The organism is Mesorhizobium sp. BHscii (genome assembly GCF_053848065.1).
The window spans coordinates 125,886-152,186 of sequence record NZ_JBSPKW010000008.1 but is presented as its reverse complement, the minus strand read 5'-3'; the positions used below and the strand labels follow the sequence as shown (position 1 = coordinate 152,186).

Here is a 26,301-nt window from a genome sequence, read left to right as displayed (position 1 = left end):
AATGTCGAAAGGCTCGATCCTTCTGGCCGCCGGCGGCACGGGCGGGCATCTCTTCCCGGCCGAGGCGCTGGCGCATGAGCTGATCAGGCGCGGCTGGACGGTGCATCTCGCCACCGATGCTCGTGCCGAGCGTTTTGCCGGCCAGTTTCCGGCCGCAGGCATCCATCCGATCCAGTCGGCGACGATGAGTTCGAAAAATCCTTTTGCCGTGCTTGCCGCCTTCTGGAAAATCTGGGGTGGCGTGCGGCAGGCATCCGCCGTGATCGGCCGGATCAAGCCAGCCGTCGTGGTCGGTTTCGGCGGCTATCCGACGCTGCCGCCGCTCTATGCGGCGACGCGGCGCAAAGTGCCGACGATGATCCACGAGCAGAACGCGGTGATGGGGCGTGCCAACCGGGCGCTCTCCGGCCGCGTTGATGCCATCGCTGGCGGGTTCTTGCCGGAAGATTCGAGCGCTGCAGGCGCCAAGACAGTGACGACAGGTAACCCGGTCAGGCCGCAAGTGCTTGAGGCGGCAAAGATGCCCTATGCGGCGTCGACCGGGAAGCAGCCGTTCCGCTTCCTGGTGTTTGGCGGCAGCCAGGGCGCACAGTTCTTTTCCGACGCAATGCCGGCTGCGATTGGAAAGCTTTCCGACGCGCAACGCAAGCGGCTGGTGATCACCCAGCAGGCGCGTGCCGACGATGTCGAGCGGGTGAAGGCGGCCTATGCCGCCCTTAACGTCGAGGCTGAGGTATCGCCCTTCTTCACCGACATGGCGGCGCGCATGGCTGCGGCGCATCTTGTGATGTCGCGGTCCGGCGCATCGACCGTATCGGAAATCGCGGTGATTGGCCGGCCAGCGCTGCTGGTGCCCTATCCGCACGCGCTCGACCACGACCAGGCAGCCAATGCCGCGGCATTAGCAGCGGCAGATGGCGCCGAAGTGCATCCGCAATCCTCGCTCTCGCCCGAGCGCATCGCTGCGCTCGTCGGCGCGTTGATGAACGATCCGGAGCGGCTGACCACAATGGCAGCGGCGGCGAAATCGGCCGGAAAACCGTACGCGGCACGGTTGCTCGCCGATCTGACAGAGGCTATTGCGTCGAAGAAAAGCGTATCGGCATTCAGGAAGGAGACGCACGCATGAAGATGCCGCAGACGATAGGCCTCGTGCATTTCATCGGCATTGGCGGTATCGGCATGAGCGGCATCGCCGAGGTGCTGCACAATCTCGGCTATAAGGTGCAAGGATCCGACCAGGCGGACAGCGCCAATGTGCAGCGGCTGCGCGACAAGGGCATCGAGTGCTTTGTCGGTCATCACGCCGATAATGTCGGCGAAGCCGAAGTGGTTGTCGTCTCGACGGCGATCAAGAAATCCAATCCGGAGCTGAAGGCGGCGCGCGAGAAACTGCTTCCCGTTGTCCGCCGTGCCGAGATGCTGGCCGAACTGATGCGCTTCCGGCAGGCGGTGGCCATCGGCGGCACGCATGGCAAGACGACGACGACCTCGATGGTGGCGACGCTGCTCGAAGCCGGCGGGCTCGATCCGACAGTGATCAATGGCGGCATCATCAATGCCTACGGCACCAACGCCCGGATGGGCGACGGCGAATGGATGGTGGTCGAAGCCGATGAGAGCGACGGCACCTTCCTGAAGCTGCCGGCCGAGATTGCCGTCGTCACCAACATCGATCCCGAGCATCTCGATCATTACGGCTCCTTCGACAAGGTGCGCGAGGCCTTTCGCCAGTTCGTCGAGAACGTGCCGTTCTACGGCTTCGGCGTCATGTGCACCGACCATCCGGAAGTGCAGGCACTGGTCAGCCGCATCGAGGACCGTCGCGTCATCACCTATGGCGAGAACGCGCAGGCCGATGTGCGTTTCACCAATCACCGCATGGACGGCCCGACCTCGGAATTCGACGTGGTGATCCGCGACCGCAAGACCCGCGGCCAGTCGACGATATCAGGCCTGCGCCTGCCGATGCCCGGCCGTCACAATGTCGCCAATGCGACGGCGGCGATCGCCGTCGCGCATGAGCTCGGCCTTTCCGCCGAGGCGATCAGGAAGGGCCTGTCGTCCTTCGCCGGCGTCAAGCGGCGCTTTACCCGTACCGGTTCGTGGAACGGCGTCGATGTGTTCGACGATTACGGCCACCATCCGGTCGAGATCGCGGCGGTGCTGAGGGCGGCGCGCGACGCCACCAAGGGCCGCGTAATCGCCATTGCCCAGCCGCACCGCTTCACCCGGCTGCATGATCTGTTCGGCGAGTTTTCCGCCTGCTTCAACGACGCCGACACGGTGATGGTGGCGCCGATCTATGCGGCAGGCGAAGAGCCGATCGACGGGGTGACGTCCGAGGCATTGGTGTCGCGCATCCGCTCCGGCGGCCATCGCGACGCGCGCTACATCGAAGGCCCCGCGGCGATTGCGCCGGTTATCCGCGACCTGGCGAAACCAGGCGATTTCATCGTCTTCCTCGGCGCCGGCAACATCACGCAATGGGCTTACGCGCTGCCCAGGGAACTCGGCGGTACCGCCTCATGATGCGTGGCCAGGCATTGATCGACAAGCTCGGCGGCCGGCTTGACGGCCTGCGCGGCCGCATTACGCCCAATGCCGAGATGGACAAGATCACCTGGTTCCGCGCCGGCGGGCTGGCCGACGCACTGTTCCAGCCGGCCGATGAGGACGACCTCGCCGCGTTCCTGAGGGCGGTGCCCGAGGAGATACCGCTGACCATCGTCGGCATCGGCTCGAATTTGCTTGTCCGCGACGGTGGCATTACTGGCTTCGTCATCCGGCTTTCGGCCAAGGGCTTTGGCGAAGCCGAAGTGATTGCGCCGACCACGATCAAGGCGGGCGCCGCCACGCCCGACAAGCGCCTTGCCGCTGTCGCCTATCAGGCTGGTATAGGCGGCTTTGAATTTTACCACGGCATTCCGGGTGCCGTCGGCGGTGCGCTGAGGATGAACGCCGGCGCCAATGGCGTCGAGACGCGGGAGCGCGTCGTCGAGGTGCGGGCGCTCGATCGCAAGGGCGACCTGCATACGCTGAGCAACGCCGATATGGGCTACGCCTATCGCCATTCGGCAGCCCCTGCCGGGCTGATCTTCACATCGGCTGTGTTTGAAGGGGTCTTGGCAGACAAGGCCGCGATCAAGGCGGCAATGGACGCCGTCCAGCACCATCGCGAGACCGTGCAGCCGATCCGCGAAAAGACCGGCGGCTCGACCTTCAAGAATCCGGAGGGCACCTCGGCCTGGAAGGAGATCGACAGGGCGGGCTGTCGGGGGCTGATGATCGGCGGCGCGCAGATGTCGCCGATGCATTGCAACTTCATGATCAACACGGGAACCGCGACCGGCTACGACCTCGAATATCTCGGAGAGACCGTGCGCACGCGCGTGCTCGAACGGTCGGGCATCCGGCTGCATTGGGAAATCAAGCGCATCGGTAATTTTCGGCCGGGGCATGAGGTCCAGGAATTCCTCGGACAGTTGCTCTAAGGGCTCACAACACAGTTTTCGCTGCCCTTTTTGCGGAAAGTGAATCTCTCGGAATCGTAAGGACTTGCCAGCGATTCAACTCTCTGATTCTCTGCCCTGAAGCGTTTCCTGATTTGAGTCGTTTCGACGCGTCACCAGCGTTTTTTTCGTCAGGGCAACCTGCCGGGAGGCTCGCGGACTCGATGTTGCGGAAATCATGGGGGCAGGGACTGCTCCGAGCGTTTGAGTGTGTGGCCCTTTTGGGGGCATGTGAGATGCAGACCCACCGAAAGAGGGCCCGCCGTGAGAGGGAATGACGGGAAATGAAAAGCAAGCACGTGGCCGTCCTTCTGGGTGGATTCTCGTCCGAGCGGCCCGTGTCTTTGTCTTCGGGGAAAGCCTGTGCTGACGCGCTCGAGAGGGAAGGCTACCAGGTCACTCGCGTCGACGTCTCTCGCGATGTCGGATCGGTGCTGGCTGAGCTCAAGCCTGATGTTGCCTTCAATGCGCTGCATGGCCCTTTCGGCGAGGACGGCACCATCCAGGGCATCCTCGAATATCTTGCCATCCCCTACACCCATTCCGGCGTGCTCGGCTCGGCGCTTGCCATGAACAAGGAACAAGCCAAGAAGATCGCCAAGTCCGTCGGCATCCCGGTTGCCGAATCGAAGGTGGTTAATCGCTTCGCCATCCAGAACAAGCACCCGATGAAGCCGCCTTATGTCGTCAAACCGGTCAATGAGGGATCGAGCTTCGGCGTCGTCATCGTGCACGAAGGTCAGTCGCATCCGCCGCAGGTCATCGGGTCGTCCGACTGGAAGTATGGCGATGCCGTCATGGTGGAGCGCTATGTGCACGGGCGGGAATTGACCTGCGCGGTAATGGGCGACGTGGCTCTCGGGGTTTGCGAGATCATACCGACCGGCCATTCCTTCTACGACTATGATTCAAAATACGTCGCGGGCGGATCAAAACACGAATGCCCTGCAAAAATTTCACCGAATATTTACCAAAAAATACAGACACTGACGCTCAAGGCTCACCAAGCTATCGGCTGCCGGGGCGTTTCCCGGTCGGACTTCCGTTATGATGATCGACACTCCGAGAACGGTGAAATTGTCTGGCTCGAGATCAACACTCAGCCGGGCATGACGCCGACATCCTTGGTGCCTGAAATCGCCGCGCAGGCGGGACACTCGTTCGGCGATTTGTTGAGTTGGATGGTGGAGGACGCTTCGTGTCTGCGTTGAAGTGGGGACAGGGCAAGGGGAAGGGCGCGGCCGGGCCGACGCTGTTCGGTGTGCCGTTGTCGTTCGACCATTTTGTGCTGCCGCGTCTGCTTCGCCGGCCGGCGCGCGTGCTGGCGCGCCTGGGCGAGGGCGACTTCGAGGTGCCGCCGTTTTCCGCAGCCGTGCTCTCGGCGGCGCTGCTCGTATCGGGCAGTGCCTATGGCGCCTATCTCGGCGGACATGTCGACGGTGTCGTCCAGGGCATCACTGCCCGCACCGGCTTTGCCGTCGACCAGATCAAGGTCGTCGGCAACCGCGCAACCTCCGAGATCGACATTCTCGACAGGATGCAGCTCGATGGCTGGACGTCGCTGATCGGCTTCGATGCCGAAGCCGCGCGGGGCCGCATAGCCACGCTGCCCTGGGTCGAGGTTGCGGCGGTGCGCAAGGTCTATCCGCACACGCTGGAGGTGCGCATCGAGGAGCGTGAGCCTTTTGCGCTCTGGCAGCAGGGCAACGAGCTTTCCGTCATCGAGCGGTCCGGCGCCGTGATCGCGCCATTCTCCGGCGGCAAGCAGTCGCTGCTGCCGCTGATTGTGGGCACCGGCGCGCCGGCCAAGGCGCCGGATTTCCTGGCCAGGATCAAGAAATATCCAGAGCTTGCCGCACGGATCAAGGGCTATATCCGCATCGGCGAACGGCGTTGGGACCTGAAGCTGGAAAACGGCATCACGGTCAAGCTTCCCCAGGATGGCGAGGACCAGGCGATCGCCGATCTGGTCAGGATGGACCGGGAGAACGGGCTGCTGACGCGCGATATCGCCGCCGTCGACATGCGCCTTTCCGATCGCCTCGTCGTCCAGTTGACGCCCGAGGCGGCGACGCAGCGTCAGGCCGCGCTTAATGAAAAGCCGAAAATGCCGAAGCGCAAGGCGGAGACGAAGATATGAGCTGGCTTGGCGGCAACAGCGATGCCTCGTCGCGCCGGTCCGGCATCATGACGGTGCTGGATGTCGGCTCGAGCAAGGTCTGCTGCGTGGTGGCCAAGCTCAAGCCGCGCGAGGACGGCATGCTGCTGCGCGGGCGCTCGCATCGCATACAGGTGATCGGCATCGGCCACCAGAAATCGCAAGGCGTGAAATCGGGTGTCGTCATCGATCTCGACAGGGCCGAGCACGCCATCCGTCTTGCCGTCGATGCCGCCGAGCGCATGGCCGGGCTGACCGTCGATTCACTGATCGTCAACATGACGGCGGGCCGGCTGAAGAGCGAAAGCTTCTCGGCAACCATCAACCTCGGCGGCCATGAGGCCGACGAGGCCGACATCAAGCGTGTGCTTGCCGCCGGCGCCAAGCAGGCGCTGCGGGCCGAGCGCGAGGTGATCCATTCGCTTCCCGTCGGCTTTTCGCTGGACACCGAGCGCGGCGTGCGTGATCCGCGCGGCATGGTCGGCGACCAGCTCGGCGTCGACATGCATGTGCTGACGGGTGATGCGGCACCCTTGCGCAATCTGGAGCTTTGCATCAACCGTTCGCACCTCTCGGTCGAGCGCATGGTGGCGACCCCCTATGCCAGCGGGCTTGCCGCACTGGTCGACGACGAACTCGAAATGGGTGCGGCCTGCATCGACATGGGCGGCGGCACCACGACGATCTCGGTGTTTTCGGAAGGCAAGTTCGTTCATGGCGACGCCATCGCCATCGGCGGCAACCACGTCACACTGGACATGGCCAAGGGCCTGTCGACCTCGCTCGACGCCGCCGAGAGGCTGAAAGTGATGCATGGATCGGCGCTTCCCGGCAGTGCCGACGACCGCGACCTGGTCTCGATACAGCCGATCGGCGAGGATGGCGAGGTGCCCCTGCAGATACCGCGTTCGGTGATGACGCGCATCATCCGGGCGCGCATCGACGAGACGCTCGAACTGTTGCGCGACCGGCTGAACAGGTCCGGCTACGGCAACGCCGTCGGCAAGCGCGTCGTGCTGACCGGCGGCGCCAGCCAGCTTTCCGGCCTGCCCGAGGCAGCGCGCCGCATTCTCGGACGCAATGTGCGCATCGGCCGTCCGCTCGGTGTGGCGGGCCTGCCGGAGGCGGCCAAGGGGCCGGCTTTCTCGACGCCGGTCGGGCTTCTGATCTACCCGCAGATGGCGAATTTCGAGAGCCATCCGGCGAAGGGAATTTCTGGTCTCAGGATGACCGGAACGGGCGGAAAACTGCATCGAATGAGTCAGTGGTTGAGAGACAGTTTTTAAATTGACGGGGACAGCCCCATAGGCGGCCGCAGCGGCGAAGCGGCGGGAAAGGCAAAGGACGGAGACAATGACCATCAATCTGCAGAAGCCGGATATCACCGAGCTCAAGCCGCGTATCACCGTGTTCGGTGTCGGCGGCGGCGGCGGCAATGCCGTCAACAACATGATCACTGCTGGCTTGCGCGGCGTCGAGTTCGTGGTCGCCAATACCGACGCGCAGGCGCTGACCATGTCCAAGTCGGACCGCCTGATCCAACTCGGCGCGCATGTCACCGAGGGCCTGGGTGCGGGATCGCAACCGGAAGTGGGGCGCGCGGCGGCGGAGGAATGCATCGACGAGATCGTCGACCACCTCTCCAACACCCATATGTGCTTCGTCACTGCCGGCATGGGCGGCGGCACCGGCACGGGGGCCGCGCCGGTCGTTGCACGTGCTGCGCGTGAGAAGGGGATTCTCACCGTCGGCGTCGTCACCAAGCCATTCCATTTCGAAGGCCAGCGCCGCATGAAGACGGCGGATCTGGGCATCGAGGAATTGCAGAAATGCGTCGATACCCTCATCGTCATCCCCAACCAGAACCTGTTCCGGCTGGCCAATGACAAGACGACCTTCGCCGACGCTTTCGCCATGGCCGACCAGGTGCTCTATTCCGGCGTCGCCTGCATCACCGACCTGATGGTCAAGGAAGGGCTGATCAACCTCGACTTCGCCGACGTCCGCTCGGTCATGCGCGAGATGGGCAAGGCGATGATGGGGACGGGCGAAGCTTCCGGCGAGGGCCGCGCCATGGCCGCCGCCGAAGCCGCGATCGCCAACCCGCTGCTCGACGAAACCTCGATGAAGGGCGCCAAGGGCCTGTTGATCTCGATCACCGGCGGCCGCGACCTGACCCTGTTCGAAGTCGACGAAGCGGCGACCCGCATTCGCGAGGAGGTCGACCAGGAGGCCAACATCATTCTGGGCGCGACGTTCGACGAGGACCTCGAAGGCGTCATTCGCGTCTCGGTGGTCGCCACCGGCATCGACAAATCGGCGGCCGAAATCGCCGCCGCGCCGATCGCCATCCGCACGGCTCCGCCAAAGCCGGTCAGTCGCCCGGCCGCTCCGGTCACGGAAAACCGTCCGGCGCCTGTCCAGCAGGCGGGCTACGAGCCACGCGCCGTCGATCCTGTAGCAGAGGCAATCCAGCTCGCCGAGGCGAATGCCGCGGCGATGGCGCGTTCCGCGCCGGCTGCGCAGGCGGAAGATTTTCGTCCGCAGAGCAAGATCTTCCAGGCTCCGCCGGCCCAGCCGCAGCCGATGGTGCAGCCAATCGTTCAGCAGGCGATGCAGCCTTCCCCGCAGCGTGAAGTGCTTCAGCCGGCCGCCCCAGCGCCCCAGCGCATGCCGCGCGTCGAGGACTTTCCGCCGGTGGTTAAAGCCGAGGTGGAAGCCAAAAGCCGTCCGGCCGACCACGAGAACAGCGGACCGATGGGACTGCTCAAGCGCCTGACGAACGGCCTTACCCGCCGCGAAGAAGAGCCCGCACGACTGCAGCCGGCGCAGCCGCGCGAGCCGAAACTGCGCCAGGCGGCACCCGAAGTGCGCCGCCTTGCCAGCCAGGATCCGCAGCTTTACGCGCCACGCCGCGGCCAGTTGGACGACCAGGGCCGGCTGACGCCGCAGAGCAGGGCTGTCCAGGAAGACGATCAGCTGGAGATTCCGGCGTTCCTGCGCCGCCAGGCGAATTGATCTGTTAACGGTCCGTAACAGTTATTAACAGGCAGACAAAAAGTTGTTTGCCTGTTAATCTTAAAAGCGATTGCAAAACAGGGTGTTACGAGACTATACCCGCTCCGGATCGCGGTTACACAGAGTAAGAAACCGTGATTTGGAGACTTCCTGCCGGGCAACTATCTTCGCCCGAGCAATGTCGGTTTGCTGGGATTCGGGGAAGTGGCCCTGCCTGCCGATCAAAGAGCCGCGCCCTCGGGCTGATGAAGCGGACGAAGGCAGTATGGGCTATGGGGTTTGTTTTGCACGACTATCAGACGACACTTAAATCGCGTGCGACGCTGACCGGCACCGGCGTTCACAGCGGCAATTCCGTTACCGTTCATTTCCTGCCGGCAGACGCTGATACAGGTGTCGTGTTCCAGCTTTCGAATGGAAGCGAAGACCGGGAGTTCCGTGCGCTCGTTTCCGAGGTCGGCGCTACCGATCTGTGCACCATGCTCGGCGATCCGGCAGGCGAGCACATCGCCACCGTCGAACATCTGATGGCCACGCTTTTCGGGCTCGGCATCGACAATGTCGTCATCGAGATCGACGGCCATGAGGTTCCGATCCTTGACGGCAGCGCCATGGCGTTCGTAGAGGCTATCGACCAGGCGGGCATCGAGTCGCTGCCGGTCAAGCGCCGCTATATCAGGTTGGTCAAGCCGGTTCGCATCGAGAACGGTGCCTCCTGGGCGGAGTTCAGGCCCTATGACGGCACGCGCTTCGAAATCGAGATCGATTTCGAAAGCCCTGCGATCGGCCGTCAGCTCTTCGCATCCGACATGAATGCCGATATTTTCCGCCGCGATATCGCACGGGCCCGCACCTTCGGTTTCATGAAGGACGTCGAGCGGCTGTGGGCAGCCGGCTATGCGCTCGGCTCCTCGCTGGAAAACTCCCTGGTGATCGGCGACGACAACCGCGTGATCAACATGGGAGGCCTGCGCTATCCCAACGAGTTTGTGCGCCACAAGACGATGGACGCCATGGGCGATCTGGCGCTGGCCGGCGCCCGGTTCATTGGCTGCTTCCGCTCCTATCGCGGTGGCCACAGGCTGAATGCGGCAGCGCTGCGCCGCCTTTTGTCGGACCGTTCAGCGTTCGAGATCGTCGAGACGACACGCCGCGAGCGCGGTCGTACCGCCGAGATGAGCGCCGTCTATGCACCTGTCTACGCACCCTGGATGATCTGATTCTTAACGTTTTTCGGGTTTTATGGCCGCCGGCCTGTGTTGCATGAATGCACCATTGGCCGGCGAAATCACGCAAGCGTGCGGGCTGCGCCAGGCTGCCACAAAAATGTGCGATTGGCCGGAGATAGCGTTGCCGGGCACGGCGATTGTGGTTATGCCTGCTGCCGACGACTGAAATGACGCCGAAAGGGCGGAATCCAATCATGTTCTTCAAGCGAATTGGTCAATCGAAAGCGCCGCATCGGGCTGTTTTCCTGGCGCTTTCGGTGGTTGTTCCATCGCTGTTCCTGTCGGCATGCATGTCGTCCGAGAAGGATGTCGACCTGTCGACATATGTCGAGCAGACCGAGCCGGCCGACGTTCTCTACAATCAGGGCCTCGCCAATCTGAATGCCGGGCGCCTGCAGGAGGCGAGCCGCAAATTCAGTGCGGTCGACCGCCAGCATCCCTATTCCGAATACGCCCGCAAATCGATGGTGATGGGCGCCTTTGCCGACTATCGCCAGGGCAACTATACCGAGGCGATCGGTTCGGCCAAGCGCTATCTCACGCTCTATCCGTCGACCGACGACGCGGCCTATGCCCAGTACATCATCGGGCTCAGCTACTACCGGCAAATCAGGGATGTCACCCAGGACCAGAAGGAAGCGCGTCAGACCGTGCAGACGATGCAGGATCTGGTGACGCGCTGGCCCGATTCCGAATATGTCGACGACGCCAAGGAAAAGATCCGCTTCGCCAACGACCAGCTCGCCGGCAAGGAGATGCAGATCGGCCGCTACTATCTCGAGCGCCGTGAATACATCGCCGCCGTCAAGCGGTTCCGCGTCGTGGTGGAGACCTATTCCAACACGCGCCATGTCGAGGAAGCGCTCGCGCGCCTTACCGAAACCTATTATGCGATGGGGCTGACATCGGAAGCGCAGACTGCCGCGGCTGTGCTCGGCACCAACTATCCCGACAGCGTGTGGTACAAGGATTCCTACAAGCTCCTGCAGACTGGTGGGCTCGAGCCGCGCGAGAATGCGGGCTCGTGGATCGCCAAGGCCGGGAAGCTGATCACCGGCGCCTGAGCGGCGCGTCACCATGCTTTCCAGACTGTCGATCCGCGATATCGTTCTGATCGAGAAGCTGGACATCGACTTCTCGTCCGGTCTTTCGGTGCTGACCGGCGAAACCGGCGCCGGAAAATCCATCCTGCTCGACGCGCTGTCGCTGGCGCTTGGCGCCCGCGGTGACGCCTCGCTGGTGCGGCATGGCGCGGCACAGGGCCAGGTCATCGCCGTGTTCGACGTGCCGCGCAACCATCCTGCCCGCATGCTGCTTGCCGATAACGCTATCGAGGACGATGGCGACATCATTCTGCGCCGCGTGCAGACGGCGGATGGCCGTACTCGCGTCTTCGTCAACGACCAGCCTTCCAGCGTGACGCTGATGCGCGACGTCGGTCACGCGCTGGTTGAGATCCACGGCCAGCATGACGAGCGTGCCCTGGTCGATCCCGGCGCCCATCGCGAATTGCTGGACAGCTTCGGCGGTCATCTCGGCGCTGTGCGGGCGACCGGCGAGGCATGGCGGCACTGGCGGGCGTGCGAGCAGGAATTTTCGCGACATCGCGCCAAGGTGGAAGCGGCCGCCCGCGAGGCCGACTATCTGCGCGCCGCGGTCGCCGAATTGACGAAGCTCGACCCCCAGCCCGGCGAGGAAGCCGACCTTGCCGAACTGCGTGCCTCGATGATGCGCGCGGAAAAGATCGCCTCGGAAATCCATGACGCGCAAGATGTGCTCTCGGGCCCGTCCTCGCCCTTGCCGCAACTCGCCAGCCTGTTGCGGCGACTACAGCGCAAGGTGACCGAGGCACCCGGCCTGCTCGAAGACGTGGTCAAATCGCTTGATGAGGCGATGCTGTCGCTCGACGCGGCACAGTCGGGGGTGGAAGCGGCACTTCGCGCCACCGAATACGATCCGCGGCGGCTGGAACAGGCCGAGGAGCGGCTGTTTTCGCTGCGCGCCGCCTCACGCAAGCACAGTGTGGCGGTCGACGATCTGGCGCAATTGCGAGACACGATGGCCGCCGATCTCGCCGATCTCGACGCCGGCGAGGAGCGCCTGCACGGGCTGGAGAAGCAAGCTGCCGCCGCGCGCGAGACCTACGACATTTCGGCGGCACAGCTTTCGTCGCTTCGCCATGCGGCGGCGGTCGGCTTGACCAAGGCGGTGATGGCCGAACTGCCGGCACTGAAGCTCGAACGGGCAGCCTTCATCGTCGAGATGGCAAGTGAGGCAGAGAGCCGCATGGAAGACGGCATCGATCAGGTCGAGTTCTGGGTGCGCACCAATCCCGGCACAAGACCGGGCCCGATGATGAAGGTCGCCTCCGGTGGCGAACTTTCGCGGTTCCTGCTGGCGCTGAAGGTGGCGCTGGCCGACCGCGGCTCGGCGCCGACCTTGGTCTTCGATGAAATCGACACCGGCGTTGGCGGCGCGGTGGCGGACGCCATCGGCCAAAGGCTGGCGCGGCTGTCGAAGCGCGTGCAGGTGCTTTCGGTTACGCACGCGCCGCAAGTGGCGGCACGCGCGGCGACGCATTTCCTGATCTCCAAATCCGGTGGGGCCGATCGTGTCGCCACCGGCATTGCCGAGATGGACCGGGCCGCGCGCCAGGAAGAGATCGCGCGGATGCTCGCCGGGGCGACCATCACCGACGAGGCGCGTGCGGCTGCCGAGCGTCTGCTGCGGGAGAACACCGCAGCATAGCAGAGCTCATGCTCGGCGTTGTGGATCGAGTCAGGATGTGGCTCCATCCCGCTGTTCAGGAATGATTTTCTCGTCCCGGTCTCTCCCTCATGGGAGAATCCTGTTCTATTGTGTCGCGCCACCGGGAAGGGAGCAATGCATGGCCGAAAAACCAGTTGATTGGCTCAGCGAAAGCGAAGCCGTAAGCGAGCTAAAGCGGCTGGCGGCGGAGATCGCCGAGCACGACCGGCGCTACCACACCGAGGACGCACCTGTTATAACGGACGCGGAATATGACGCACTAACGCAGCGCAACCTCGCCATCGAACAGCGCTTCCCCGCTTTGGTGCTAGAGGATTCGCCATCGCGCCGAGTGGGCGCGCCACCGGCGGAAGGCTTTGCCAAGGTGCGCCATGCGGTGCCGATGCTCAGTCTTGCCAAGGCCTATACCGACCAGGATGTCGCCGACTTCATCGAACGCGGCCGGCGTTTCTTTAACCGCGACAAGGATCTGGACATTGCGTTCACGGCTGAGCCGAAGATCGACGGGCTATCGGCTTCGCTGCGTTATGAAGGCGGTGCGTTCGTGCAGGGGGCAACGCGCGGTGACGGCGCCGTCGGGGAGGACATCACCGCCAATCTCAGGACAATCGCCGACATCCCCAAGCACCTGAAAGGCTCGGGCTGGCCTGATGTGATCGAGATACGGGGTGAGGTCTATATGACCTATGCGGAGTTCGAGGCTTTGAAGGAACGGTCGGCGGCGGTTGGCGGCCAGGACTATGTCAATCCGCGCAATACGGCGGCCGGATCCCTGCGTCAGAAGGATCCGTCCGTTACCGCCAGCCGCAACCTCAAGTTCTTAGCCTACGCCTGGGGCTACACGTCAGAGGATCCCGCTCCGACGCAATACGATTCAGTGCAAAAATTCGCTGAGTGGGGGTTCAAGATCAGTCCGCTGATGGTGCGGGCGAAGTCGGTCGACGATCTGGTCGCGCACTATCACCTGATCGAGGCCCAGCGCTCGTCGCTCGGCTACGACATCGACGGCGTCGTCTACAAGGTGGACCAGTTGGAATTGCAGCGCAGATGGGGTTTCGCCACTGGCGAACCACGCTGGGCCATCGCTCATAAATTTCCTGCCGAACAGGCAATGACGACCGTGCTCAGGATCGACATTCAGGTCGGCCGCACCGGCACCCTGGCGCCCGTTGCACGGCTTGCGCCCGTCACGGTTGGCGGCGTGGTGGTCGAAAATGTCACGCTTCACAATGAAGACTACATCAAGGGTCTCGACAGCAACGGCCAGCCAATCCGCGACGGCTGTGACGTGCGTATTGGCGACACAGTCGTCATCCAGCGGGCGGGCGACGTCATTCCGCAGATCGTCAGCGTCGTTATCGACAAGCGCCCCGCTGATGCCGTGCCCTACGAATTCCCGCACACCTGCCCAATCTGTGGCTCACCCGCAACGCGCGAGATCAACGAAAAGACCGGCAAGGAAGATTCCCGCCGACGCTGCACCGGCGAACTGATCTGTCCCGCGCAGGCCGTGGAAGGATTGCGCCACTTCGTGTCACGTGGCGCCATGGATATCGAAGGCCTGGGCGCCGAAAACATAGACCTGTTCTTCAATGCGGGATTGATCAAAACAGCCGCCGATATCTTTACTCTTAGGGATCGCCGTCCCGCCGTGACCAAGGCGCTGGCTGAGCGGCGCGAGGAGCAGGCCAGGCAGCGCGAGGCCGCATCGGGCAAGACGCGCAAGAATGTGCGTGGTGTCGAGGAACGCAACTACGAAGGTCTCGACAAGCTGTTCGCCGCCATCGACGCTCGCCGCGAACCGGAACTCGATCGCTTTATTTTCGCGCTGGGTATCCGCCATATCGGCGAGACCACGGCCGCTGTACTTGCCCGAACCTTCTCAACCATTGAGGAGTTGATCCGCATCGGCAAGGAGACTGCGGCGGCGGCCGATCCACACACCGTTTTCCCATCGATCAATGGCATCGGCGACACGGTGATAGGCGCGCTTCGCGATTTCTTCGGCAATGAACGAAACGACGACGTGCTTGAAGCCTTGCTCGCGCAGGTCCACCCGAAGCCGTACATTGTGAACGTCTCAGCCGGCAGTGCGGTCGCCGGCAAGACGATCGTGTTTACAGGCACGCTGGAAAAGATGACACGCCCCGAGGCCAAGGCGATGGCTGAACGTCTCGGCGCGAAGGTCGCCGGCTCAGTCTCTGCGAAGACCGATCTCGTGGTGGCAGGCCCAGGGGCCGGTTCCAAGCTGAAGGACGCGACCAAATTCGGCATCGAGGTGATCGACGAGGACACTTGGTTGCAGCGGATCGGCAAAGGAGCATGATGGCCGCTGCATTTAACGGTTTCGGCCAAAAGGCTATTCCCTTTCTCAAGGCACTCGATTTTCATCAGAGCCGGGAGTGGTTTCTGGAAAACCGCGACCTCTTCGAACGCGAGCTGCGCGATCCCTTCGGCGATTTGATCGAAACGCTCTCCGATCGCTTCACGGCGGTGGGGCTGGGTTTGCGCGGCGATCGCAAGAAGTCGCTGTTCCGGATCAATCGCGACGTGCGTTTCGCTAGGGACAAACGACCTTACAACCGGCATTTGTCGGCGATCCTTTCGCCTGACGGCACCAAGATGGAACAGGGCGTGTTCTTCGTCCATATCGGGCTTGAGCGCTGCTTTGCCGGCGTTGCCTGGTGGCAGCCCGGGCCGCCGCTCTTGCTGGCGATGCGCAACGCCGTCGCGACGCGGCCGGGCGAATTCCGGGCGCTCATCAAGGCGCTGAAGAAAAACCGTCTCGAACTCGATGCGGAAGGTTGCATGAAGCGAGCGCCACGCGGCTTCGAGCATGTCACGGAGGCCGATCTCGCGGCGGCCATCCGCAACCGGCATTTCGCCGTCCGGCACGAAATCGACCCTGCGGGAATCTATGGGCCGGCATTGGTCGACGAGCTTGTCGATTTCGCCTTGCGGGCCAAGCCGCTGCTCGACTGGGGCAGGGCGATCGAAGCCAGGGTCCCGGTGGATTAATCTCCGAAGGATGGCGCAGGCCTGACGTGCAACATGGCTGCGGCGATCATTTCCGCTGATCATTGGCTCAAGCGAATTGGTGTGACAAGGCTGGCAGCGCTCCCTACATACGGCCTTTCCCCGCATCGGCCCGAAAGTCGGGATCGATTTTCGGGTGATCCGATTCAAAGCGTTAGAGCGTCCGCGTCCAACAGGACGAGCGGCGCTCTAAAGGAGTGGCTGATGTCGGTGGAAGCAATCCCCGAAAACGGTGCGAAGAGCGAATTCTGGCAAGGCGTGCGGCTCTCGATGCCTGTCGTGGTGGCGTCGGCGCCGTTTGCGCTGTTGTTCGGCGCTATCGCCGTCGACAACGGTTTTTCGGTGCTGGAAGCCTCCCTGATGAGTGCCATGGTTTTCGGTGGCGCCAGCCAGATGGTCGGCATCGAATTGTTCGGGCAGCATGTCGCGCCATGGCTGATCGTGCTGTCGATCTTCGCCGTGAACTTCCGCCATGTGCTTTACTCGGCGGGCATCGGCCGGCGCATCACACATTGGCCGCTTGTGCAACAGGCTGTCGGCTATTTCATCCTGACCGATCCGCAGTTCGCGGTGGCCGAGCGCAAGGCGGAGGCCGGCGAAACCGTCGGCTTTGCCTGGTATATGGGGCTTGGCCTCCCGGTCTATGTGTTCTGGGTGACCGAAAGCGCGCTTGGCGCGGTGTTCGGCAAGCTCATTCCCGATACACATGCGCTGGGCATCGATTTCCTGCTGCCGATCTATTTCCTCGGCCTGGTCCTGGGTTTCCGCAAGAGACCGCTGTGGTTGCCGGTGGTCGTTGCCAGTGCTGCCGCCTCCATCATCGCCTACAAGACGGTCGGTTCGCCTTGGCATGTCTCGATCGGCGCCGTCGCCGGCGTGTTGCTGGCGGTCATCCTGCCGCCGCACCATAGCGGCGTCGAGGCGAAGCCATGAGCACAACCTTGTGGATCATCATCGCCGGTGCGATCGCGACCTATCTCACCCGCATCGGCGGGCATCTGGTCATCTCGCGTTTCGAAAATATCCATCCGCGTGTCGAGGCCGGGCTGAACGCCGTGCCTGCGGCGGTGCTGACGACACTGGTGGCGCCTGCCGCCCTTACCGCCGGACCGGCGGAATGGGCGGCGCTGATCGTGACCGCGCTGGTCTCGCTGCGCGGCGGGCTGATGGCGATGTTCCTGGCGGGCGCCGCGGTGTTGATCCTGGCGCGGCAGTTCATCGGGTAATCAGATTGACCGAGGCGCCGCGCGCTTCAACGCTCTAGAGGCCTAGAGCTGCCTTGAAGGCGAAAAGCTCTTCGTCGGTGACGGGCACCACATGCTGCGGCTCGGGGTAGGCGCCCGTTTGCACGTCGGATATGAACTCGCGATAGGCGGCGACCCGCTCGCGCTGCAGCCGTTCAAACTCGGCGGCGAAGTTGCGGTAGGTTTTGGCGTGGCGTGGTTTGTGGCCGGCGGTGTGGCCGAGCACGTCCTCGCTGAAAAGGTACTGCGCGTCGGCATGTGGCCCGGCACCCATGCCAAGCATGATCATCGGTGTATTCCTGGTGATCAGTTCGCCGATCCGGTCAGGCACCACTTCCAGCTCGGCGCCGAAGCAGCCGATGGTTTCGAGTCGCTTCACATGGTCCCACACGACGCGCGCACTTTCGGCTGTCCGGCCGACAGCCTTGAAGCCGCCGGTCCAGGTGCATTGCGAGGGGATCAGGCCGACATGGGCGACGATCGGCACGGCATTGTCGCAGAGTGTCTTCTGGATATCGAGCGAGGCTGCGCAATAGAAGCAATCGCCGCCGAGGCGCATGAAGTGGTAGGCAGCTTTGAGATAGTCCTCTGATGTCACCAGATTGCCGGCGGGGCCGTAGGGGAGACCGACCTGCACGAAGCAGCGGCCAGCGGCCTCGCGCATCTCCGGTGAGAAGAAGCGGCCTTCGATCGACAGCATGTCGACGCCGGCCGCGTCCGCCGCGGCTGCCTCTTCGAACGTGGTGACGTAGAGCATGGAGATCTTTTGCCCGCGGCTTTTCATGGCGCGGATGTCGGCGACGGTGGGCCGGCTGTTCTTGGTGACCATTCCTGTTCCCTCAGATGGTGAAAGCGTTGCGGAAGGCTTCGAGCGCCGCCTCGGGATCGCCGGAGGCGAAGGCCTCCATGCCGACCGGCCCCCGATAGCCCATGTCCTTCAGCGCGCGAGCGATGCCGCGATAGTTGATTTCGCCAGTGCCGGGCTCCATCCGTCCTGGCACGTCGGCCACCTGGACCTCGCCGAGCCACGGCAGGCAGGCGCGGCAGAGTTTGATCAGATTCCCTTCGCCGATCTGCGCGTGATAAAGATCGAGATTGAGGCGCAGGCCCGGCCGGTTCACGCTCGATACCAGCGCCAGCGTATGTTCGGCGTGCGCAAACGGCACGCCGGGGTGGTCGACCGGAAGGTTCAAATTCTCCAGCGTGAAGATCACGCCCTCGGCTTCGGCGAGGTCGGCGATGCGGGTCAGCGTGTCGCGGGCCTTGAGCCACATCGCGCCGGTGATGGTCTCGCAGGGCGTGACCGGCAGGCCGCCTTCGCCCAGTCCGGTGCCGTGCAAATTGAGCCGGGCGACGCCGAGGCGCTTGCCGACCGCCGCTGTCTCCTTCGCCGTCCTTAGCAACTCGGCGGCGCCGTCGTCATCGGCAAGCCGGCCCCTGAGATAGCCGTTCATGATCGAGAAGGTCGTGCCGGATTTTTCCAGCATTGCGAGGTCATGGTCAGGCCAGTTCCAGAGGCCGACATGAAAGCCCATTTCAGTGAGGCGCCTGACGCGCCATTCCATCGGCCGGTCGCGCCATAGCATCTCGGCACAGGCCGCAAGGGTGAACGTATCACTCATCTCAGATCTCGATATAGACGCGGCCGGCCTCGACCTTGGTGTTGTAAGTTTTAAGGTTCACGCAAACCGGCGCGCGCAGCGCTTCGCCGGTGCGGTAATCGAACACGCCGTTGTGCTTCGGGCATTCGACCCTGTATTCCATGACCAGCCCGCCGCTCAGATGCACTTTTTCGTGCGTGCATAGGCCATCGGTACAGAAGAATTCGTCATTGGGGCTGCGGTAGATGACGAAGGTCCGGCCATCATGATCGAAGCGGACCAGGTCCTCTTCCTCGATATCGTCAGTCGCACACGCATTAATCCACGTCGCCATTGTCTGCCTGCTGTCTGTCTTCGGTTGGTCGAAAGGCGGCCGGCGGGAACACGCATTCCGCCGGCCGCCCGAGAAGATGCCCTGTGGAGGAGAGCGGGAGTCTTCATTGTGTTGCGCTGAAGCTCTCGATCTCGGCTTCGAGCTCGGCCATCTGCTCGCCGCCGGCCATCAGGTCGGTGATCGCCTCGCGGCTTTTCTCGCCCCTGCAGAAATCGGCGGCCTTGGAGCCTCTGATCAGCACGGCGAAATGGTCGCCGACGGTCAGCGCATGGACGACATTGTGGGTGATGAAGATGACCGCGATGCCCTTGCGGCGCGCCTGCAGCACAATGCGCAGCACGTGAGCCGCCTCCTTGACGCCGAGTGCGGCGGTCGGCTCGTCGAGGATCAGCACGCTGGCGCCGAAGTGGACAGCGCGCGCGATTGCCAACGCCTGCCGCTCGCCACCGGACAGCCCGCCGACGAGGCGGTCGCCGTCGTCGATGCGGGTGATCCCGAGCTGGCGCATCTCGGTGACGGCGATCTCGTTGGCCCGCTTGCGGTCGTAGATGGTGAGCGGCCCCCAGCGCCGTGTCGGCTCGGCGCCGACGAAGAAGGAGCGGCCGATGCTCATCAGCGGGAACGTCCCGCCGAACTGGTGGACCGTCGCGATGCCATGATCGGTGGCGTCGCGGGGGCTGCCGAATTCGAGCGCCTTGCCGTCCATTTCCATTGTCCCCGATGTCGGCTTGTGGACACCGGAGAGGATCTTGATCAACGTGGATTTACCCGCGCCATTGTCGCCGAGCAGGCACAGAACCTCGCCTCTGTTGACGTCGAGCGAGATGTCGTGAAGAACGTCGATCGGACCGAACGACTTGTTGATTCCGGTCAGCCTGAGCAGGGGCGTGGTCATCAGCGGGCCCTCGATTTGGTGCGCGGCGAGTAGGTCAGCGCCATGGTGCGGAACGTGTTATTCATCAGCACGGCGGCGAGCAGCAGGACGCCGATGATGAGGCTCGCCCAGTTGGCGTCGAAGCCGGTGTAGAAAATGCCCTGGTTGACGATCGAGAAGGTCAGCGTGCCAAGCACGATGCCGACCACCGATCCGTATCCGCCGGTGAGCAGCACGCCGCCGATGACCACGGCGATGATCGAGTTGAAGATGAACGACTGGCCGGCGGCCACCTGGGCGCTGTTGTAGAGGATTGCCTGCGACATGCCGACGAAGGCCGCGCACAGACCGCTGCTCATGAATAGCGCGATGGTCACTCGATCGGTCGGGATGCCGGCATTGCGGGCGCTCACGGCGTCGCCGCCCATGGCGAGGATCCAGTTGCCGAAGCGCGAGAAATTCAGGATGAAGCCGACGATCAGGATGACGGCAATCCACCAGAACAGCGTTACCTCGAATTTGCCTCCGAGATAATCGCCCAGCAGAAATTTTGCCATCGGCCCACTTTTCAGTGCCACGCTTGTGCTTCCCGTCATAATGACCGAGAGACCGAGCGTCAGTCCGGCCAGTGCGAACAGCGTTGCCAGGGTGACGACGAAGGATGGCACTTTGGTGCGGATCACCAGCAGGCCGTTGATGAACCCGACGGTGAGTCCAAGGCCGAGGGCTGCGAGGATTCCGACGATGATCGGCAGGTCGTAGTGGCCCGAGATGATGGCAATGGTCATCGAGCTGGCCGGGACCATCGAGCCGACGGAGAGGTCGAGATGTCCGGCGATCATCAACAGCCCGACCGGCAGTGCGATGATGCCGAGTTCCGAGGCGACGTTGAGCCAGCTCGCGGCGCCGCCGGCCGACATGAAATTGGCGCCGCCAAAGATCGAGAAGAAGACCAGCACGGCGATCATGCCGATCAGCGAGCCGACCTCGGGGCGCCGAACGAGCCCCCCGATCGAGGGCATCGAAGAGTGCGGGGGCGCAGTCGCTGCCACGGCGGGTTGGTCATGGGCTTGGGATGTCATCGAAGTGTCCCTGGCTTGAACATGGGGAGCCTGGCGCGGCCTTCCGTCGGAGGCGCCGGCCGGCGATGTCCGGCCCTCGGACGCATCCTCTGGCCGGACACTTTGCGCAAGCTAGCGAGCGCCGGCGGCGGCACCTGCCAACGTCGCGTCAACGTTGGAGGCGTCGACGATGCCCGGTCCGGTCAGCACCGGCTTCGTTGGCAGGTCGAGCCCATAGTTGACGAAGCCGTTCAGCAGCGACACGGCGAGATAGCCCTGCAGATAAGGCTGCTGGTCGATGGAGAACATCTGCTTGCCCTCCTTGATGCGCTGCAGGCCGGTTTCGTCCATGTCGAAGGAAGCAAGCTTGACCTTGTCGCCGACATTGGCCTGGCCGATTGCGTTGGCGGCGCTGTTGGCGTCGCCGGCGCTGATGGTGATGACGCCGTCGATGGTGTTGTCCTTCAGCACCGCGGCCTTGATCGCCTCCGCCACCACGGTCGGGTTTCCGAAGCTGGACGAGGGCAGCGGCAGCTGGCTGGACTTGCCGCCGCTCTTGGCGATGGCGTCGGCAATGCCCTTGCAGCGGTCTTCGGTGTTGGTGGCGCCCGGCAAGGTGTTGACACACAGCACGTTCTTTGAGCCGTGGCTGCCGTAATATTCGCCGCCGCCCAGACCAGCCGTGTATTCTTCGTTGCCGACATAGTTCATGGCGCCGAGCCGCTTGGCTGCATCCATCCCGCCGGAATTGTAGATGATGAGCGGCACGCCTGCGGCTACGACTTCCTTGAAGGCGTCATCCATGGCCTCGGGCACCCAGTCCGGGCCGACGATGGCGCTCGGATTCTGGCTGAGCGCGGTGCGGATGAGCTTGGCCGCGTCCGGGCCGAGATTGTCGTAATTCTGCGGACCGAGCCAGGTCACCGAGCCGCCCGTCAATTCCGCGACCTTGCCAGCGTCGTCGGCGCCCTTCTTGACCTTCGACCAGAACGGATCGTCGGCCTTGCCGCCGATAACGAAGATTTTCGCTCCCTTGGGCTCCGCCATGGCGGAGGTAACGGCTGTCGCCGCCACGCTGGCCAGCATGATCGCTGCCAAGAGTTTCGTGATATGCTTCATGTCTTTCTCCTCCCATTTGCCGTCTTCAGACGGGTTTAGAAAACTGTGCCTCTCCCGCACGCGCGCCTCTCTCCCGCTCGCGCTGCATGACGTGATCGATGGTTCGCCGGGTCATGCCCTGGCGTTCATACGCTCCCGCTTTTTCTTGAACCGGGCGTCCATCATGGCGTCGCCCTCCTTGGTGCCGTCGTGCCAGGTGCCGAACCATCTATCGAGCGGGATCAGCCCGTCGCCGCCGTAGTTCACCTCGAAATATTTGTGGTGCAGGTAGTGCGCGTAGGCATGGCTTTCGACGGCCTTGTCCTCGGTCACCTCTAGCTTGTCGAAGCCGAGATGACCGTTGACCGCGCCGAAGCCGGCAACATGCAACTGGAACAGCGCGACAATGGGATTGGACGGGATGACCAGCTGCCAGAAGGCGACCGCGTGATAGAGGAATCCTTCCACCGGATGCATCGACAGCGACGACCAGGGCGAGGGGTTGATCGAATTGTGGTGGACCGAATGGATCCAGCGATAGAGCGGCCCCCAGTGGATCAGGCGGTGGATGAAGAAGAAGTGCACCTCGTGGATGGCCGGCGCGATCAGCACCAGCGCGGCGAGGTAGAGCGGGTGATCCTGCCAGCTGACCCAGGGGACGTATCCGTTGGCGAAGCACCACAGGAAGACGACTTCAACCACCGTCCACAACGGGATGGTGATGAAGAACGAGCGCAGGAAATTGTCGAGGTTCTGGCTCTGAAACCAGAAGACGTCGGAGGGCGCATCGGCGGGGAATTTGTGGTTGTATTTGAAGCGCGTCGCCTGCGCGCGCTTGATATAATAGCGCAGCTCGAAAATGCCGTAGAAGACGAAGATGGCGCAAGCGTTGACGGCGTAGAGCCACAGCGCCCAGCGCCAATTGATGGTCTTTATCGTCTCGATGCCAGGGACGATATAGAACCAGTAGAGGAGGGCGGTGGCCATGTGGAAGGCATTCCACGGCCAGAAATAGCCAGGCAGCCAAGCTAGGATCTTCGGCAGCTTAGGCGGCCAGCTCCAGAACGGAACGACCTCGATGCGCCCGTTCGGCTTCCAGTCGCCGCGCTTGTCGCGCACGCCGTATTTGAGATCGTCCATCCAGAACTCCACTCGCAACGCCCTGGGATGGCCCGCACACGCACGCGGCCTCTCCCCGCCGTCGGCGGAGAGTCAGAACGTCTCTGCGCTGTGCTGTTGCTATCCTTGGGCCGGCGGTGCTTCCGCCTTGCTTGCTTTTGTTGAGATAAACATCTTGATCCAAAATGAATCAAGAATAGAATGTTTATTCCAAAATGATTGTATCATTCATCTCAGGATTGCCTAATGAATGATATCTTTGTATCAATTGCTACACGCTGATGAGACGGAATGGATCAAGGCAAGCGGCCAACGATCAAGGACGTCGCCGCCGAGGCGAATGTTTCGGTGGCCACGGTCAACCGGGTGCTGAGTGGTTCGGGCGCCGTCCGTCAGGGTACGCGCGAGCATGTCATGCTGGCCGCGGAGCAGATCGGTTTCTATGGCATGGGGGCGCTGCGCAGCCGTGTGGCGGCCGCCCGGCCGCGCTTCAGGTTCGGCTTCCTGCTGCATCAGCCCGGCCGGGCCTTCTACCGCAACATTGCCGAGGCGCTGCGTGCGGCGGTGCCAACGATGCCCGACTGCGAAATAGAGCTGCGTACCGAGTTTTTGGACGATTTGTCGCCGCAGCACGTCGCCTCGCGCATGCTGGCCTTGGGCGCCGAATGCAACGCTGTTGGCGTCGTCGCCGCGGTCCATCCACTCGTCACCCAGGCGGTGGATACGCTCAATGCCCGCAACGTGCCGGTCTTTGCGCTGATCTCGCAGATATCGGCGACGGGCCATGCCAGCTATATCGGGCTGGACAATTGGAAGGTCGGGCGCACCGCGGCCTGGGTCTTCGAGCATGTCTGTCGCGCGCCCGGCAAGCTCGGCATCCTCGTCGGCAATCATCGCTACCGCTGCCAGGAGATGAACGAGAGCGGCTTTCGCTCCTATTTCCGCGAGCATGCGCCGGGCTTCACGCTGCTGGAGCCGCTGCTGACCTTCGAATCGAGCGCCATCGCGCAGGAGATGACCGAGAAGCTGCTGAACGACAATCCGGATCTCTCCGGTCTCTATGTCGCCGGCGGTGGCATCACTGGCGCTATCGCGGCACTGCGCTCCACCGGCCGGGCCGGCAGCCTCGTCGTCGTCGGTTATGAGCTGATGGACTCGACCCGCCCGGCGTTGCTCGACGGGACGCTGACCTTTGTCATTTCGCACCCGCTTGCCCGCATCGCGCAGGAAGCGCTGGCAGGGATGGTCCGTGCGGTCTCCGCCCCGAATGAGAGCGGCAACTTCACCACCATCTTGCCCTTTGAAATATACACTCGCGAGAATATCTAGCCGGCAATTTGCCGAGATCGGCAACCCGGTGGCCCGACGCCTTTCAAAACTCAGATCTTTGCATCGTGAGGCAGTGGTGCGGTTGCCTTTTCCAGCCAGGCCAGCGTTTCGCCGTCGAGCATTGGTCCGATCTCGGCCAGCACGCGGGCGTGGTATATGTCGAGCCAATGCAGCTCGTCGCGCGTCAAAAGGTCGGATCGCACCAGCCTGACGTCGATAGGCGCCAGTGTCAGTGTCTCGAAGCCGTGCATGGCGATGTCGCCGCCCTCTATCGGCTCGGCCGGCGTCACCAGGACGAGATTCTCGATGCGGATGCCGTAAGAGCCTTCCTTGTAGTAGCCCGGCTCGTTGGAAACGATCATGCCTGCCAGCAGCTTTTCGGTGCCGGTCCTGGCGATGCGCTGCGGGCCCTCATGCACTGCCAGATAGGAGCCGACGCCGTGGCCTGTGCCATGGGCGAAATCGCAACCGTGTTTCCATAGAGCCAGGCGCGCCACAGCATCGATCTCGGAGCCGCGCGTGCCCGGCGGAAAGCGCAGCATGGAAATGCCGATCATGCCTTTTAGCACCAATGTGAAGCGTTCGCGCATTTCCTCGGTCGGCTTGCCGATCGGCACGGTGCGGGTGATGTCGGTGGTGCCGTCCTGGTACTGCCCGCCGGAATCGAGCAGGAACAGCTCGCCAGACTGAAGCTTTCGGCTGGTGGCACGGGAGACACGGTAGTGCATGATGGCGCCGTTCGGACCGGCGCCCGAGATGGTGTCGAAGGACAGGTCGCGCAGCGGCATCTGCGTTTCCTCGCCGGTGCTGCGGCGGCACTCCTCGAGCTTGGTGACGACTGCGATCTCGTCGAGCTTGCCGGGTTCCTGACGGTCGAGCCAGCAAAGCAGCTTGGCTACGGCGGCGCCATCGCGGCGATGCGCGGCGCGGGCGCCGTTGATCTCGGCCTGGTTTTTCGTCGCGCGTGGAATGCGGGCAGGATCAGGTGCAGTGATGACGGTGCCACCATTGTCCTCGACCAGCATTCTCAGTTTCTCCGCCGCCAGCACCGGGTCCAGCGCGATTCTTGCGCCCCCCTTGGCCAATCCTGCGATCGCCGCTTCGAATTCACTGGGTTCGTGCAATTCGGCGAGCTGCGTCAGATATGCCGCGACGGTCCGCGAAAACTTGCGCTGGTCCATGAAAAGCAGGTGCGACCCGTCGGCGGCGAGCACGGCGAAGCCGAGCGCCAGCGGCGTATGCGGCACGTCGCCGCCGCGGATGTCGAAGACCCAGGCGATGGAGGACGGGTCGGTCAGCACGGCATGGGTGGCGCCATCCTTGCCGATGGCCTCGGCCAGCCGTGCCAGCTTGTCCTTGGCCAGTTCGCCGGCAAACGCGATCGGATGGAGCTCGACCGGCGCCAGCGGTGGTTCGGGCTGGTCCTTCCAGATGGCATCGATTGGATTCTTCTCGAGCGGCACCAATGTCGCCCCCGATTTTTCGGCCGAAGCTTTCAGCGCCTTGACGTCGCCGATCGTCTGCAGCCACGGATCGAAGCCAAGCCGCACGCCCTTGCCGAGATTGTCCTTGATCCAGGTGGGGGGCGGATTGTCGACCAGGCTTTCGATCGAGAAGATGTCGAGATCGACCTCCTGGCGAACCTGCAGCGTGTAGCGCCCGTCGACGAACATGAAAGCACGGTCGCCGAGCACGATGGCGACGCCGGCCGAGCCGCTGAAGCCGGTCAGCCATTTTAGCCGCGCCGAGCGGTCGGCGACATATTCGCCCTGATGCTCGTCGGCACGAGGCACGATGAAGCCATCCAGCCCGTTGGCCGCAAGCCATTGACGGAGCAACGCAACACGCGGCTTGCCGACGGCGGGGTCGCCGGCGGAATCAAAGGTCTGGAACATATGGCCTCTCCTCGGATGTTGGCG

23 protein-coding genes are annotated in these 26,301 nt (G+C 63.3%); 15 read left to right on the top strand and 8 right to left on the bottom strand.

Features of this window, described 5'->3' with window-relative positions; all coding sequences use genetic code 11:
* Nucleotide 1 precedes the first annotated feature (1 nt).
* The 14 genes from murG to ACWTU7_RS13960 all read left to right on the top strand — a co-directional run bounded on the left by murG (nucleotide 2) and on the right by ACWTU7_RS13960 (nucleotide 16,948).
* On the top strand, nucleotides 2-1,129 hold the full coding sequence (murG, locus tag ACWTU7_RS14025) for an undecaprenyldiphospho-muramoylpentapeptide beta-N-acetylglucosaminyltransferase (RefSeq protein WP_455840305.1): 1,128 nt from the start codon (nucleotides 2-4) through the stop codon (nucleotides 1,127-1,129).
* A complete protein-coding gene (murC, locus tag ACWTU7_RS14020) occupies nucleotides 1,126-2,532 on the top strand; it encodes a UDP-N-acetylmuramate--L-alanine ligase (protein WP_455840306.1) in 1,407 nt (468 codons plus the stop codon). Before murG ends, murC begins: the two co-directional genes overlap by 4 nt.
* On the top strand, nucleotides 2,529-3,494 hold the full coding sequence (gene murB / locus ACWTU7_RS14015; protein WP_127211344.1) for a UDP-N-acetylmuramate dehydrogenase: 966 nt from the start codon (nucleotides 2,529-2,531) through the stop codon (nucleotides 3,492-3,494). The genes murC and murB overlap by 4 nt, the downstream gene beginning before the upstream one ends.
* Nucleotides 3,495-3,796: 302 nt before the next feature.
* Nucleotides 3,797-4,723 carry a D-alanine--D-alanine ligase gene (locus ACWTU7_RS14010; protein WP_455840307.1) on the top strand — a complete coding sequence of 309 codons (927 nt, stop codon included), beginning with the start codon at nucleotides 3,797-3,799 and terminating at the stop codon, nucleotides 4,721-4,723.
* Nucleotides 4,711-5,652 (top strand): cell division protein FtsQ/DivIB, encoded by a 942-nt coding sequence (locus ACWTU7_RS14005; RefSeq protein ID WP_455840308.1) that lies wholly within the window; start codon nucleotides 4,711-4,713, stop codon nucleotides 5,650-5,652. Before ACWTU7_RS14010 ends, ACWTU7_RS14005 begins: the two co-directional genes overlap by 13 nt.
* On the top strand, nucleotides 5,649-6,956 hold the full coding sequence (gene ftsA / locus ACWTU7_RS14000) for a cell division protein FtsA (RefSeq protein ID WP_455840309.1): 1,308 nt from the start codon (nucleotides 5,649-5,651) through the stop codon (nucleotides 6,954-6,956). Before ACWTU7_RS14005 ends, ftsA begins: the two co-directional genes overlap by 4 nt.
* A gap of 67 nt (nucleotides 6,957-7,023) precedes the next feature.
* Nucleotides 7,024-8,688, top strand: coding sequence for a cell division protein FtsZ (ftsZ, locus tag ACWTU7_RS13995; RefSeq protein ID WP_455840310.1), 1,665 nt, complete (start codon nucleotides 7,024-7,026; stop codon nucleotides 8,686-8,688).
* Nucleotides 8,689-8,960: 272 nt separating this feature from the next.
* Entirely contained in the window at nucleotides 8,961-9,908 is a 948-nt protein-coding gene (gene lpxC, locus ACWTU7_RS13990; protein ID WP_455840311.1) for a UDP-3-O-acyl-N-acetylglucosamine deacetylase, read from the top strand.
* Between the two features lie 203 nt (nucleotides 9,909-10,111).
* Complete coding sequence (locus ACWTU7_RS13985) at nucleotides 10,112-10,981, top strand: outer membrane protein assembly factor BamD (RefSeq protein WP_023798747.1); 870 nt, start codon at nucleotides 10,112-10,114, stop codon at nucleotides 10,979-10,981.
* A gap of 13 nt (nucleotides 10,982-10,994) precedes the next feature.
* The gene (recN, locus tag ACWTU7_RS13980; RefSeq protein WP_455840312.1) at nucleotides 10,995-12,665 is read left to right on the top strand and encodes a DNA repair protein RecN; all 1,671 of its coding nucleotides are present in this window, start codon (nucleotides 10,995-10,997) and stop codon (nucleotides 12,663-12,665) included.
* A 139-nt stretch (nucleotides 12,666-12,804) separates the two neighbouring features.
* On the top strand, nucleotides 12,805-15,012 hold the full coding sequence (gene ligA / locus ACWTU7_RS13975) for an NAD-dependent DNA ligase LigA (protein WP_455840313.1): 2,208 nt from the start codon (nucleotides 12,805-12,807) through the stop codon (nucleotides 15,010-15,012).
* Nucleotides 15,012-15,704 carry a DUF2461 domain-containing protein gene (locus tag ACWTU7_RS13970; RefSeq protein ID WP_455840379.1) on the top strand — a complete coding sequence of 231 codons (693 nt, stop codon included), beginning with the start codon at nucleotides 15,012-15,014 and terminating at the stop codon, nucleotides 15,702-15,704. Before ligA ends, ACWTU7_RS13970 begins: the two co-directional genes overlap by 1 nt.
* 222 nt (nucleotides 15,705-15,926) lie before the next feature.
* Entirely contained in the window at nucleotides 15,927-16,655 is a 729-nt protein-coding gene (locus ACWTU7_RS13965; RefSeq protein WP_455840314.1) for an AzlC family ABC transporter permease, read from the top strand.
* Nucleotides 16,652-16,948, top strand: coding sequence for an AzlD family protein (locus ACWTU7_RS13960; protein ID WP_455840315.1), 297 nt, complete (start codon nucleotides 16,652-16,654; stop codon nucleotides 16,946-16,948). Before ACWTU7_RS13965 ends, ACWTU7_RS13960 begins: the two co-directional genes overlap by 4 nt.
* Nucleotides 16,949-16,982: 34 nt before the next feature.
* Here the strand turns inward: ACWTU7_RS13960 and ACWTU7_RS13955 are convergent, their stop codons facing one another.
* The 7 genes from ACWTU7_RS13955 to ACWTU7_RS13925 form a co-directional block, all read right to left on the bottom strand.
* The gene (locus tag ACWTU7_RS13955) at nucleotides 16,983-17,795 is read right to left on the bottom strand and encodes a 3-methyl-2-oxobutanoate hydroxymethyltransferase (RefSeq protein WP_455840316.1); all 813 of its coding nucleotides are present in this window, start codon (nucleotides 17,793-17,795) and stop codon (nucleotides 16,983-16,985) included.
* 10 nt (nucleotides 17,796-17,805) lie between these two features.
* Nucleotides 17,806-18,588: a TIM barrel protein gene (locus ACWTU7_RS13950; protein WP_455840317.1), complete on the bottom strand. Its 783-nt coding sequence runs from the start codon at nucleotides 18,586-18,588 to the stop codon at nucleotides 17,806-17,808.
* 1 nt (nucleotide 18,589) lies between these two features.
* Nucleotides 18,590-18,901, bottom strand: coding sequence for a MocE family 2Fe-2S type ferredoxin (locus ACWTU7_RS13945; RefSeq protein WP_455840318.1), 312 nt, complete (start codon nucleotides 18,899-18,901; stop codon nucleotides 18,590-18,592).
* Between the two features lie 103 nt (nucleotides 18,902-19,004).
* On the bottom strand, nucleotides 19,005-19,796 hold the full coding sequence (locus tag ACWTU7_RS13940) for an ATP-binding cassette domain-containing protein (protein ID WP_455840319.1): 792 nt from the start codon (nucleotides 19,794-19,796) through the stop codon (nucleotides 19,005-19,007).
* Nucleotides 19,796-20,797, bottom strand: a complete 1,002-nt coding sequence (locus ACWTU7_RS13935) for an ABC transporter permease (protein WP_455840380.1) — start codon at nucleotides 20,795-20,797, stop codon at nucleotides 19,796-19,798. Before ACWTU7_RS13935 ends, ACWTU7_RS13940 begins: the two co-directional genes overlap by 1 nt.
* Before the next feature lie 171 nt (nucleotides 20,798-20,968).
* On the bottom strand, nucleotides 20,969-21,955 hold the full coding sequence (locus ACWTU7_RS13930) for a sugar ABC transporter substrate-binding protein (protein ID WP_455840320.1): 987 nt from the start codon (nucleotides 21,953-21,955) through the stop codon (nucleotides 20,969-20,971).
* Nucleotides 21,956-22,066: 111 nt separating this feature from the next.
* Nucleotides 22,067-23,074, bottom strand: coding sequence for a sterol desaturase family protein (locus ACWTU7_RS13925; RefSeq protein WP_455840321.1), 1,008 nt, complete (start codon nucleotides 23,072-23,074; stop codon nucleotides 22,067-22,069).
* Between the two features lie 270 nt (nucleotides 23,075-23,344).
* Between ACWTU7_RS13925 and ACWTU7_RS13920 the strand changes: the two genes are divergently transcribed.
* On the top strand, nucleotides 23,345-24,382 hold the full coding sequence (locus ACWTU7_RS13920) for a LacI family DNA-binding transcriptional regulator (protein ID WP_455840322.1): 1,038 nt from the start codon (nucleotides 23,345-23,347) through the stop codon (nucleotides 24,380-24,382).
* Nucleotides 24,383-24,432: 50 nt separating this feature from the next.
* On the opposite strand, the gene ACWTU7_RS13915 is transcribed toward ACWTU7_RS13920, so the two are convergent.
* Nucleotides 24,433-26,277: an aminopeptidase P family protein gene (locus ACWTU7_RS13915; protein WP_455840323.1), complete on the bottom strand. Its 1,845-nt coding sequence runs from the start codon at nucleotides 26,275-26,277 to the stop codon at nucleotides 24,433-24,435.
* Between the last annotated feature and the right edge of the window lie 24 nt (nucleotides 26,278-26,301).

Coding starts and splice junctions, on each gene's coding strand:
- ACWTU7_RS13955 (WP_455840316.1), bottom strand. CDS start 17,795: ATGGTCACCAAGAACAGCCGGCCCACCGTCGCCGACATCCGCGCCATG.
- murC (WP_455840306.1), top strand. CDS start 1,126: ATGAAGATGCCGCAGACGATAGGCCTCGTGCATTTCATCGGCATTGGC.
- ACWTU7_RS13925 (WP_455840321.1), bottom strand. CDS start 23,074: ATGGACGATCTCAAATACGGCGTGCGCGACAAGCGCGGCGACTGGAAG.
- ACWTU7_RS13945 (WP_455840318.1), bottom strand. CDS start 18,901: ATGGCGACGTGGATTAATGCGTGTGCGACTGACGATATCGAGGAAGAG.
- lpxC (WP_455840311.1), top strand. CDS start 8,961: ATGGGGTTTGTTTTGCACGACTATCAGACGACACTTAAATCGCGTGCG.
- ACWTU7_RS13915 (WP_455840323.1), bottom strand. CDS start 26,277: ATGTTCCAGACCTTTGATTCCGCCGGCGACCCCGCCGTCGGCAAGCCG.
- ACWTU7_RS13935 (WP_455840380.1), bottom strand. CDS start 20,797: ATGCCCTCGATCGGGGGGCTCGTTCGGCGCCCCGAGGTCGGCTCGCTG.
- ligA (WP_455840313.1), top strand. CDS start 12,805: ATGGCCGAAAAACCAGTTGATTGGCTCAGCGAAAGCGAAGCCGTAAGC.
- ACWTU7_RS13940 (WP_455840319.1), bottom strand. CDS start 19,796: ATGACCACGCCCCTGCTCAGGCTGACCGGAATCAACAAGTCGTTCGGT.
- ACWTU7_RS13985 (WP_023798747.1), top strand. CDS start 10,112: ATGTTCTTCAAGCGAATTGGTCAATCGAAAGCGCCGCATCGGGCTGTT.
- ACWTU7_RS13960 (WP_455840315.1), top strand. CDS start 16,652: ATGAGCACAACCTTGTGGATCATCATCGCCGGTGCGATCGCGACCTAT.
- murG (WP_455840305.1), top strand. CDS start 2: ATGTCGAAAGGCTCGATCCTTCTGGCCGCCGGCGGCACGGGCGGGCAT.
- ACWTU7_RS14010 (WP_455840307.1), top strand. CDS start 3,797: ATGAAAAGCAAGCACGTGGCCGTCCTTCTGGGTGGATTCTCGTCCGAG.
- ACWTU7_RS13950 (WP_455840317.1), bottom strand. CDS start 18,588: ATGAGTGATACGTTCACCCTTGCGGCCTGTGCCGAGATGCTATGGCGC.
- murB (WP_127211344.1), top strand. CDS start 2,529: ATGATGCGTGGCCAGGCATTGATCGACAAGCTCGGCGGCCGGCTTGAC.
- ACWTU7_RS13970 (WP_455840379.1), top strand. CDS start 15,012: ATGGCCGCTGCATTTAACGGTTTCGGCCAAAAGGCTATTCCCTTTCTC.
- ftsA (WP_455840309.1), top strand. CDS start 5,649: ATGAGCTGGCTTGGCGGCAACAGCGATGCCTCGTCGCGCCGGTCCGGC.
- ftsZ (WP_455840310.1), top strand. CDS start 7,024: ATGACCATCAATCTGCAGAAGCCGGATATCACCGAGCTCAAGCCGCGT.
- ACWTU7_RS13930 (WP_455840320.1), bottom strand. CDS start 21,955: ATGAAGCATATCACGAAACTCTTGGCAGCGATCATGCTGGCCAGCGTG.
- ACWTU7_RS13920 (WP_455840322.1), top strand. CDS start 23,345: ATGGATCAAGGCAAGCGGCCAACGATCAAGGACGTCGCCGCCGAGGCG.
- ACWTU7_RS13965 (WP_455840314.1), top strand. CDS start 15,927: ATGTCGGTGGAAGCAATCCCCGAAAACGGTGCGAAGAGCGAATTCTGG.
- recN (WP_455840312.1), top strand. CDS start 10,995: ATGCTTTCCAGACTGTCGATCCGCGATATCGTTCTGATCGAGAAGCTG.